This window comes from uncultured Campylobacter sp. (assembly GCF_938045535.1).
GTDB lineage: Bacteria > Campylobacterota > Campylobacteria > Campylobacterales > Campylobacteraceae > Campylobacter_B.
The window spans coordinates 1-8,259 of record NZ_CALIMQ010000007.1; the positions used below are offsets into that span (position 1 = coordinate 1).

The 8,259-nt window shown below is 50.3% G+C and carries 7 protein-coding genes; 4 read left to right on the top strand and 3 right to left on the bottom strand.

Annotated elements, in window-relative coordinates:
* Positions 1-1,054: 1,054 nt before the first annotated feature.
* Positions 1,055-1,684, bottom strand: a complete 630-nt coding sequence (locus Q0095_RS00350; protein WP_297880323.1) for an alpha/beta hydrolase-fold protein — start codon at positions 1,682-1,684, stop codon at positions 1,055-1,057.
* 213 nt (positions 1,685-1,897) lie between these two features.
* Here Q0095_RS00350 and abc-f point away from each other — a divergent pair, with 213 nt between their 5' ends.
* The 4 genes from abc-f to Q0095_RS00370 are packed head-to-tail and all read left to right on the top strand — an operon-like array spanning position 1,898 to position 6,524.
* Positions 1,898-3,850, top strand: coding sequence for a ribosomal protection-like ABC-F family protein (gene abc-f / locus Q0095_RS00355; protein WP_297880311.1), 1,953 nt, complete (start codon positions 1,898-1,900; stop codon positions 3,848-3,850).
* Positions 3,851-3,855: 5 nt separating this feature from the next.
* Positions 3,856-5,064: a M48 family metallopeptidase gene (locus tag Q0095_RS00360; protein ID WP_297880313.1), complete on the top strand. Its 1,209-nt coding sequence runs from the start codon at positions 3,856-3,858 to the stop codon at positions 5,062-5,064.
* Positions 5,051-5,851, top strand: coding sequence for a peptide chain release factor N(5)-glutamine methyltransferase (gene prmC / locus Q0095_RS00365; protein ID WP_297880315.1), 801 nt, complete (start codon positions 5,051-5,053; stop codon positions 5,849-5,851). Before Q0095_RS00360 ends, prmC begins: the two co-directional genes overlap by 14 nt.
* Positions 5,852-5,858: 7 nt before the next feature.
* Positions 5,859-6,524 (top strand): uracil-DNA glycosylase family protein, encoded by a 666-nt coding sequence (locus Q0095_RS00370; protein WP_297880317.1) that lies wholly within the window; start codon positions 5,859-5,861, stop codon positions 6,522-6,524.
* A gap of 473 nt (positions 6,525-6,997) precedes the next feature.
* Here Q0095_RS00370 and Q0095_RS00375 read toward each other — a convergent pair whose 3' ends face one another.
* On the bottom strand, positions 6,998-7,393 hold the full coding sequence (locus Q0095_RS00375) for a YbgC/FadM family acyl-CoA thioesterase (protein WP_297880319.1): 396 nt from the start codon (positions 7,391-7,393) through the stop codon (positions 6,998-7,000).
* Positions 7,383-7,907, bottom strand: coding sequence for a DUF4149 domain-containing protein (locus tag Q0095_RS00380; protein WP_297880321.1), 525 nt, complete (start codon positions 7,905-7,907; stop codon positions 7,383-7,385). The genes Q0095_RS00375 and Q0095_RS00380 overlap by 11 nt, the downstream gene beginning before the upstream one ends.
* Between the last annotated feature and the right edge of the window lie 352 nt (positions 7,908-8,259).

Sequence of the window (8,259 nt, forward strand, 5' to 3'; positions counted from 1 at the left end):
TAATCTCTTGCAAGCACAACACATCGGGGTTAGCACTTTTCAGCCAGTCGGCAAATCCTTTCGATCGCAACGCGCGCGGACTGCTCGCGTATTTCGGCGAGGATAGCGAGCTGTGGAGCAACTACAAAAAAATTTTGCCCTTTGCGTAGGCGGTGAAATTTAGGGCGTGCGGTTAGAATTTGGCGTGTTCGCGGCTTTTTTTTGCGGAGCGGCGCACGCCGCGTATGTGCAGCGAACACGACGTAGCGAGCGCAAAAAACGTAGCGGCGAGCGGCTCGGCATAGTTGCGGGAAACAGAGCGTATGCCGCTCAAAGCGCGATAGAGAGCTGATAATGAAGCATGCGCCGCGAAATTTCGCAGGATGAATTTTACAAACGGTAATTCGCAAAATTCCGCATATTACGCCGCCGCAAATTCGGCAGGTATCGGCTAAGTGCGCCCGCCCGACGCTAAATTTTAAAATTTAAACCTAGCGGCGTGTATCGTAGCGCCGAAGCGCTCTTTGGCGCTACGCAAATTTTGAAATTTCGGCGGTAAATTTAGCCCGCCGGTAAACTAAACAAAACGGCGGGATCATACACGGCGACGCGCTACTGTTTAAATTTAGCTTGCAGGTGCGCTAAATCCTAGCCGCGACATGGTTTGCTTTAAATTTTATAAATACGGCTCGCTTTAAGTTTTAAACTGCTAGCACAACCTACAAAAATTTAGCGACATCCCTCCTGAAATTTGCATTACGCCGTGCCGCCTGTGCCGCATCGGCGCCGCGTCGCATGATTTACGCTAAAACGATATCGCACTTATCAAAAGCCGCTAAAGCACCGACGACGCGCTGTGCCATTTGTGCCGAATTGCGTAGCGCCATTTTTGAGGCACCGCTTGCGCCATAAAATTTTAACGCAGGTTTGTTCTAAATTTCATCGTATCGCGCAAAAAACCGTTGCGCGAGAAATTCTAGCGGCAGCTCGCTTTAAATTTACGCTTCTTGGCTAGTTTCTTTTAATCTCTCACCGCACTTTATTCTGTCGCTAAATTTTAAAATTTGCTCGAATTTTAGGAGTTTACCAGCTTTAAAAGCGCCTTTGAAATTCTTGCGATCTCATCTTGCATATGCCCGCCCGGATTTTGCTCAAACTCCGCTTTTGCGCCCGCGCTGCGGCATTTTGCGATGAAATTTCGCGCCGTCTCGCCACAGAGTGCTCCGCGCGGATTTTTCGGGTTCATCTCGGCCTCGCCCAAGGACGCATAGACGTGTGTCAGCCCCCTTTGCGGCGAGTGCGCGGCGACGAAGGCATCAAAGCCGCTAAACCAAAACGACGCCGAGACGCAGGCGATCTTTTGAAATTTATCGCTCGCAAACGCCGCATACGCGCTAAAAAGCCCTGCCAGCGAGTATCCCGCGCACGCTCGCCACGAAGGCTTTCCTGCGCCGAATACGTGCCGCTCGATACGCGGGATCAACTCGTTCGTAAATTTTTCCAAGTGCGCCGCGCCGCCGCCTGCGAAATCGCGCACCCCCTTAAACGGCGACTTTGCCGACCACGGGCTAAGCTTATCGCCCCACTGCGCCTCGTTTAGATAGATCGCCGCAAGCACGAAATCGGCGCCTCGCGAGACGAGCTCGTAAATTTCGCCCACACTGGCCGCGCTAAACTCCAAGGCGTGCAGGTAGATGATCGGCACGGCACTCAAGCAGGGCTCGGATAGGGGGTAGACTGTACGGATGCAAGAGGCTGCGCACGCGTGGCTGACGCAAAAGGCGGCGCGTGCGGGGCGAAAATTTCTACGCGCAGGCCGTTAAATTCCAAACTTTGCATCGCTGAACCTTTAAAAGTTATTAAAATTTAATAGAATTTTGTGTAAAATCACCGAATTTAACACTAGAGGAACTTAAAATTGGCTTTGATCGAGCTTATCGATGTTACGAAAAAATTCGGCTCCCACGTCGTTTTAGACGGCGTAAATTTCGCACTGGACGCTAACGAGCGCGTCGCCGTGATCGGCAAAAACGGCGGCGGCAAGTCCACGCTGATGAAGATAATTGCGGGTCTGTGCGAGACCGACGAGGGGCGCGTGATCACTCAAAACGGGCTAAATATCCAGATGCTCGCTCAAACGCCTAAATTTGACGAAAATCTCTCGGTCAAAGACGCGCTGCGACGGGAGCTAGCCGAAATTTATGCCGCCCTTAGCGAATACGACGCGATCTCGAGCAAAATCGCCGCACAGCCCGAAAACAAGGAGCTTTTGGCGCGGCAAGACGAGCTGATTAAGTTTATCGAAGCCAAGGACGGCTGGCAGATCGATAATAAGATCGAGCAGGTGCTGCAAAATTTCGGGCTTAAAATTTACGAAAACCGCTCCGTCTGTACGCTTAGCGGCGGCGAAATTCGTCGCGTGGCGCTGGGCGCGCTGGTGCTTAAAAAGCCCGACGTGCTGCTGCTGGACGAGCCCACGAACCACCTCGACGTCTATATGGTGAAATTTCTAGAGGAGATGCTGCTTAGCTCGAAGCAGACGATCGTTTTTATCAGCCACGATCGCTACTTCATCGACCGCTTGGCGACGCGCAGTATCGAGATCGAAGAGGGTAAAATTTCAAATTTCGACGGCGGATACGAGAACTATCTGAGGCGCAAGCAGGAGATGCTTGCTTCGCTCGAAAAATCCCACGAGACGCTGCTTAAACAGCTGCGCGCCGAGGAGGAGTGGCTGCACCGCGGCGTAAAGGCGCGCCTAAAGCGCAACGAAGGGCGCAAGGCGCGTATCATGCAGATGAGGCAGGATGCGAAGAAAAACCCGGGCGCGATCCGTCGCGTGCGACTCGAGCTGGAGCGCGCGAGCAGGAGCTTTAACGGCACGGGCGGCGACAATCGCAAAAAGATGCTCTTTGAATGTACGAATATCGGCAAAATTTTAAACGGCAAGGTGCTTTTCAAGGGCTTTTCGGCGCGGGTTTTGCAGGGCGAGCGCATCGGCATCGTAGGCGCTAACGGCGCGGGCAAAAGCACTCTGCTTAAAATTCTACTCGGCCGCAGTAAGATCGATGCGGGCGAGATCAAACGCGGCGAGATCAGGATCGGCTACTTTGATCAGACCCGCAGCGGTATCACGGACGATAAAAGCATAATCGAAATTTTCTGTCCCAACGGCGGCGATCACATAAGCGTCCGCGGCAGCTACATGCACGTCTATGGGTATTTGAAAAATTTCTTGTTTCCGAAGGAATTTTTGGATAAACCCGTAGGCGTGCTTAGCGGCGGCGAAAAGAACCGCCTAGCGCTTGCCAAGCTCTTTACCGAGCAGTACGATTGTCTGATCTTGGACGAGCCGACGAACGATCTTGATATCGCGACGATCAATATTTTGGAGGATTATCTGCTAAGCTTCGAAGGTGCGGTAATCATCGTAAGCCACGATCGCTATTTCATCGATAAGATCACGAATAAGCTTTGGGTTTTCGAAAAAAACGGCGTCATCGATCAAATTCAAATGCCCTATTCGCAGTATTTGGAGTTTGAAGACGAGATGGCGGAGATTGATCAGATCGAGGCCGATGCGGGCGCGAGCGCGAGCGCGGAGGAAGGCGGCCGCGAAAACAAAAAGGAAAAGACGAGCGCCGTGAAGCTTAGCTATAAGCAGAATAAAATTTTAGAGGAGTATCCCGCTAAAATCGAGGCTATCGAGGCGCGCATAAAGGAGCTAAATCACGCGCTTTCGACGCCTGAAATTTATCAAAAGCTCGGTATGCAGGGGCTTTTTGAAGAGCTTGAAGAAAAAAGAGGAACGTTAAACAGTATGGAAAATGAATATTACGAAGTGCTTTCGCTCGCCGAGAGCCTAAAGTAGGCGCGATGGTTTGGTTTTTGATCTTTTTATACGCGCTTTACACGATCTATAAAATTTCGCTCGATCTGCTCGAGCTAAGCTTCATCCGCGCCAAGCTAAAGGAGCCTGCGGTGGTGCTTAGCGAGGAGGATTATCGCAAGGCGGGCGAGGTTGGTGCGGTAAATTTAAAATTTAATATATTTTCGCACTGCTTTTCGTTTGCGGTAGCGCTTGTTTGGATACTTGCGGGCGCGGGCGCGTTGCAGCGCGCGATATATGATCTAGCGGGTGATGGGATTTTGGCGGGGAGCTGCTTTGTAACGGCGTTTTTAATCATCGGCGGCGCGGCGGCGCTTCCGCTTGAAATTTACAAAACCTTCGTCAAAGACAAGCGCCTAGGCTTTTCCACGATAACGCCCGCCGTTTTCGTAAAAGACACGCTAAAATCGCTCATGCTCACGCTGGTTTTCGGCTTTGCGGTAGCCTCTGCGCTCGTTTTTTGCGTAAATAGCCTGGGCGCGCACTGGTGGGTTTGGGGCTTTCTGCTAAGCTTCGGCATAGTTTTACTGATAAATTTAATCTATCCGACCGTTATCGCGCCGCTGTTTAATAAGATGCAGCCGCTAGAGCAAGGCGAGCTAAAAGAGCGCATAGAGGGGCTTTTGCAGCGCTGCGGCTTTAAAAGTAGCGGCGTTTTTACGATCGACGCGAGCAAGCGCGACAAGCGCCTAAACGCCTATTTTGGCGGCTTCGGGGCGACGAAAAAGGTCGTACTTTTCGACACGCTCATAGAGAAGCTGAGCGAGGATGAAATTTTAGCCGTTTTAGGGCACGAGCTCGGGCATTTCAAACACGGCGACATTTTAAAAAATTTAGCGCTTAGCTTCGTGCTTTTGGGCGCGACGTTTGCGGTATTCGGAAACCTCCCCGCAGGCGTATTCGGCGCGCTGGGACTTAACGCGGACGGCGGCGCGACGCTGGTTTTTATGATTTTGTTTGCGCCGATTTTGCATGCGTTTTTTGAGCCGGTGATCTCCAAGCTTAGCCGTATGCACGAATTTAGCGCGGACCGACATGGCGCGAGCATGCAGGATAAAGAGAGCATGATCGGCGCGCTAAAGAAGCTGGGTAGCGAAAACAAGGCATTCCCGCTCGCTCATAAAATTTACGCCGCGGTGTATCATTCGCACCCAAGCCTGTATGAGCGCATAAGAGAGCTTGATGAGGATCGCTGAAGCGCTAAGATGGGGCTTGCAGCAGTGCGGCTCAAAATACGTCGCGCGCGAAATTTTAAAGCTTTGCGAGCGACTTAGCGACGAAGAGCTAGTCCTAAGATGCTCGGAAAAGCTCGCGCATGAAGCGGAGTTTCGCGCTAAGATCATTGAATTTAAAGACGGCCGCCCACTTGAATACATCACGCAAAGCTGCGAGTTTATGGGCTTTAAATTTTACGTCGACGAGCGGGTGCTGATACCGCGCTGCGAGACCGAAATTTTAGTAAAAAAGGCGCTTACTTTGGCGCAGAGCTTGGGCGAGCCGCGCATTTGCGAGATCGGCACGGGCAGCGGCATAATCGCTATCTGTTTAAAAAAGCTACTTCCTTCTTGCCGTATCACAGCTAGCGACATCAGCGCGGATGCGCTTGAGGTAGCGCGAGCAAACGCCGCAAATTTAGGCGCGGACGTCGAATTTATACACTGCACCTACGCAGATGAGATCGCGGGCGAGTTTGATCTCATCGTCTCAAATCCGCCCTACATCGCAAACTCCTACGCATTGGACGCGCGCGTGCTGCAAGAGCCAAAACTGGCGCTGTTTGGCGGCGAGAGGGGGGATGAAATTTTAAAACGCATCGTGCTGATCGCCGCACGGCGCGCAAAATTTTTAGCCTGCGAGATGGGCTACGATCAAAAGCAGAGCTTGTCGGCATTTTTGCGCGAGCAGGGCTTTAGAGCGGAATTTTACAAAGATTTGGCGCAGTTTGATCGCGGATTCGTCGCGCGGAATTTAAACAGATCGTAGGCGCGTCGTGCAAAGCTCGCAACTACGCAGACTGCTTTATTACAAAGCGTTCGGCTATCGCTACGTAAGCGCTGAAATTTTAAGCGGCGGCGCGCGATTTTTTAAGGCGCTGGACGCGCTAAAATCCGCTACCGCCGAGTGCAATCTCTGTGAGCTTGCCAAAACTCGCACGGGAAGCGCCGAGCAAAATTTTAAAAATTTCAAAACTATCAAAAATTTTAAAAATTCTAAAACTCCCGCGAGCGTAAAACTTATGATCGTAGCTCTTGCGCCTGGCGTTAGCGAGGGTTTTGGCGGCGGTTTGGAGGCTGAGGTGGCAGCGGCGCTAGATCAAATTTGCGCGCCGGAAGAAATTTATTTTAGCTTTCTGATAAGGTGCGCGGTGCCGCAAAATAGGCGCATAAGCTCGGAAATAATTTTAAAATGCGCGCCCTATCTGACCGACGAAATCAAAATTTTAAAGCCCAAAGTCGTGCTTTGCCTAGGGGAGCTCTGCTGTAAAATCGTGCTGCGAAACGGCGATTTGGCGGGCATGGACGTGCTGCACGGCTCGGTCTTTAACGAGGGCGGCATCAGCTTCGTGCCGAGCTTCGATCCCGCATTCATCGCGCAAAATCCGAGCAAAGCGGAGCTTTTCAAAGAGGATCTGCAAAAGATAAAAGGGCTGCTGTGAGGCGCATTTGGCGCTCGTTTTGCGTGCTATTTTGATTTTGCGCGCAGCTTTTTGCACACGCATCGTGATTTTTGTTACGGCGGGCGAGCGGACGGGGCGAATTTGATCGGCTTAAATTTCATGAGCAAGCGGGATTTGGCGGAAAAACACAGACTCGAACCGCGACAGATTTAAATTTAAAAGCGAGAAAATTTCATAAAGCGGCGGAGCGGGGCAAAATTTAGCGTCATTGCAAAATTTCGATATTTCAAATTTTGTTTTTTATTTAGCTATCTCGGGATGCGTGAGGGGTTTATGTCGCGATGCGGGCGCTAAATTTAGACCTTCAATTTCGAGCAAATTCTATGTCGCAAACAAGTCCACAAAATTTTATGTTACCAAAAACCCTGCATATTCATGGCTTTTGCGCTAAAGCCAGTCTGCGCTATGTTTGTGCCGCACGCGACTAGGAAATTTGAACCCGCGAAATAAATTTATCTCAAAGATTTGAAAAATTCTAAAATTTCGGCGTTAAATTTGATCGGCTTACCATCTTTTACCAAGGCGATTTTTACGTCCTGTGCGTATAAAAGCTCGCTAAAATCCGTGTTTTTAATATCTTTGATCTTGTAAATTTCTTGCCGCAAAAGGGCGCTGGCGTTTTTGAGCGCAGCTAGGCTCGTGTGAGTTTCAAGCGTATCGCCGAGGCGCGCGGGGCGGAGAAATTTAGCGCAAAGCTCGCTAACTACGAAGTGTGCGTCCGCGCGCGCGAAGTCCACCCCTGCCTGCATAAGCGCCTCGCTGCGCGCCCGCTCGCAAAATTTTATGTAGTTGGCGTGATACACGATGCCCTGCGCGTCGGTGTCTTCGTAGTAAATTTTAATTTTCATCCCGCGCGTCTTTCGCTGCTGCGACATCTCTCGCGGCGAGGGCGGGGAGGATTTTTGCGAAAAACAGCACCGTTTGAAACACGATGATGAGTTTCATGCACCACTCGCTAGCCGCGTGGATTTGGGCAAATTCCGGCGTCATCGTCGCTTCTGCACCGATCTTTTGGGCGTTTATGACGTAGTCGGTAAAGTAAAGCACGAAAAGTAGGGCTAAAATGATATTTACGAGCGTCAGCATCAGGGTCGAAAGGCGCAAGCGAAAGGATTGCGATTTGTTGTTATTGAAATTTATCATCTCAAAAACGAGGCAGATGACCGAGACTGCGATGAGGATGCCGCCATATCTTGCGAAGATCTCGCTCATCAGCTGGCCGCTTTGAAAGTGCGATAGCACGCCCTCTCCGATAATCTGCTGCGGGAAAAATACCACGGGCGCGACGAGTGCGCCGAGCGAGAGCTCGATGCCGATAAGGGCTGCGATGATGAAGATATAGATAGAAAAAATTGCGCGCATAAAGGTCCTTTTAAATTTTGATAAATTTTAAATCGGACGTGATTATAGCGAAATCTTATAATCGTGCGCTTAAGTGTTTTGCAAGCAGGTTTTTGTGCGAACGGGTGCGGTCGGCAGTCGCGATATTGTGGCATATCGCGGTATAATGAAATTTTAGTTTGGATACGGTCGTTTACAAAATTTATAAAATTTTTACAGAGGGCGAAGAATATGAAATTTTGTATTGGAACACACCGAGATTAAAATTTCGTAATGGAATTTGAAATTACAAAATCGTTTTTTAAAATTTCTAATGCCTATTCAGCCCCCTTTAAGCATCGCTCTTGTATAATCACAATTCTGTTTCGCACCG